This is a genomic window from Limnomicrobium aquaticum, from assembly GCF_040545545.1.
GTDB lineage: Bacteria > Pseudomonadota > Alphaproteobacteria > Rhizobiales > Rhizobiaceae > Ensifer_A > Ensifer_A aquaticum.
The window spans coordinates 1-2500 of the sequence record NZ_JBEPMB010000022.1 but is presented as its reverse complement, the minus strand read 5'-3'; the positions used below and the strand labels follow the sequence as shown (position 1 = coordinate 2500).

1 tRNA gene and 2 rRNA genes (1 of these 3 cut by a window edge) are annotated in these 2500 nt (G+C 53.9%); all 3 read left to right on the top strand.

Annotated features, from left to right (window positions below):
• Window positions 1-1814 (top strand): 23S ribosomal RNA (locus ABID16_RS23490); it begins 1070 nt to the left of the window's first position.
• A gap of 132 nt (window positions 1815-1946) precedes the next feature.
• A 5S ribosomal RNA gene (rrf, locus tag ABID16_RS23485) occupies window positions 1947-2061 on the top strand.
• Between the two features lie 152 nt (window positions 2062-2213).
• A tRNA-Met gene (locus ABID16_RS23480) sits at window positions 2214-2290 on the top strand.
• Window positions 2291-2500: the final 210 nt, after the last annotated feature.

Here is a 2500-nt window from a genome sequence, read left to right as displayed (position 1 = left end):
GGCGGGTGCTAACGTCCGTCGTGAAAAGGGCAACAACCCTGACCTCCAGCTAAGGTCCCCAAGTCATGGCTAAGTGGGAAAGGATGTGAGGATCCCAAAACAACCAGGATGTTGGCTTAGAAGCAGCCATCATTTAAAGAAAGCGTAACAGCTCACTGGTCTAAATAAGGGTCTTTGCGCCGAAAATGTAACGGGGCTAAAGCCATGCACCGAAGCTGAGGATGTGCAGTTTACTGCACGTGGTAGCGGAGCGTTCCGTAAGCCTGTGAAGGGAGACCCGTGAGGGCTCCTGGAGGTATCGGAAGTGCGAATGTTGACATGAGTAACGATAAAGGGAGTGAGAGACTCCCTCGCCGAAAGACCAAGGGTTCCTGCTTAAAGTTAATCTGAGCAGGGTTAGCCGGCCCCTAAGACGAGGCGGAAACGCGTAGTCGATGGGAACCACGTTAATATTCGTGGGCCTGGTGGTAGTGACGGATCTCGTAAATCGTACTTTCTTATTGGATTGAGAGTGCGGTGAAGAGGTTCCAGGAAATAGCTCCACCGTATAGACCGTACCCGAAACCGACACAGGTGGTCAGGTAGAGTATACCAAGGCGCTTGAGAGAACTATGTTGAAGGAACTCGGCAAATTGCACGCGTAACTTCGGAAGAAGCGTGACCCCTTTGTACGCAAGTATGATGGGGTGGCACAGACCAGGGGGTAGCGACTGTTTATCAAAAACACAGGGCTCTGCGAAGTCGCAAGACGACGTATAGGGTCTGACGCCTGCCCGGTGCTGGAAGGTTAAGAGGAGAGGTGCAAGCTTTGAATCGAAGCCCCAGTAAACGGCGGCCGTAACTATAACGGTCCTAAGGTAGCGAAATTCCTTGTCGGGTAAGTTCCGACCTGCACGAATGGCGTAACGACTTCCCCGCTGTCTCCAACATAGACTCAGTGAAATTGAATTCCCCGTGAAGATGCGGGGTTCCTGCGGTTAGACGGAAAGACCCCGTGCACCTTTACTATAGCTTTACACTGGCATTCGCCAAGGCATGTGTAGGATAGGTGGTAGGCTTTGAAGCAGGGACGCCAGTTCTTGTGGAGCCATCCTTGAAATACCACCCTTATCTTCGTGGATGTCTAACCGCGACCCGTTATCCGGGCCCGGGACAGTGTATGGTGGGTAGTTTGACTGGGGCGGTCGCCTCCGAAAGAGTAACGGAGGCGCGCGATGGTGGGCTCAGACCGGTCGGAAATCGGTCGTCGAGTGCAATGGCATAAGCCCGCCTGACTGCGAGACTGACAAGTCGAGCAGAGACGAAAGTCGGTCATAGTGATCCGGTGGTCCCGCGTGGAAGGGCCATCGCTCAACGGATAAAAGGTACGCCGGGGATAACAGGCTGATGACCCCCAAGAGTCCATATCGACGGGGTTGTTTGGCACCTCGATGTCGGCTCATCGCATCCTGGGGCTGGAGCAGGTCCCAAGGGTTTGGCTGTTCGCCAATTAAAGCGGTACGTGAGCTGGGTTCAGAACGTCGTGAGACAGTTCGGTCCCTATCTGCCGTGGGTGTAGGAATATTGAGAGGATCTGTCCCTAGTACGAGAGGACCGGGATGGACATATCTCTGGTGGACCTGTTGTCCTGCCAAGGGCATAGCAGGGTAGCTATATATGGAAGGGATAACCGCTGAAGGCATCTAAGCGGGAAACCCACCTCGAAACGAGTATTCCCTGAGAGCCGTGGAAGACGACCACGTTGATAGGCTGGGTGTGGAAGCATGGTAACATGTGAAGCTTACCAGTACTAATAGCTCGATAGGCTTGATCGTTCTCATTGATCAATGCGCATCTTGAAGCCTTTGGCTTCAGAGATGTTTTGTCCTCACGGGCCAATGGCCCTGCGGACGGTGCGTCAAAACTTAAAATCCAGCTTCTCGAAACAACTTGTTGCCTTTTATTGACCTGGTGGTTATTGCGGGGTGGCTGCACCCGTTCCCTTTCCGAACACGGCCGTGAAACGCCCCAGCGCCAATGGTACTTCGTCTCAAGACGCGGGAGAGTAGGTCGCTGCCAGGTCTATAAAATGCAACTCGTTGAAATCTTCTCTATCGCAAAACGCCCCGCAACGACGGGGAAACACCACGCCGCTTCCGCGGCGTTTGTCTTTTGAGGCCTCAAGACCTCAAAATACCTGATTCCCTGGATAGCAATCCAGGTCGCAGCCTTAACGCGGGGTGGAGCAGCCCGGTAGCTCGTCAGGCTCATAACCTGAAGGCCGCAGGTTCAAATCCTGCCCCCGCAACCACTGAGACTTGTAAATTACCCCAAGCAAGTCGCCGAACAGAGAGTTCCTCCGCGCATGCGTCGAGGAACTCTTTTTGTTTCTGCTCCGTGTTCAGACGACCGGACTCAATTCCCTCGATATATGCGTGTTGCTTCCGAAGCTCGAACTGACGCTCCAGGATTGTTGTCGCCTCCACCGCAGCGAGGATCGAAGCAATCCGGCCGTGGATGG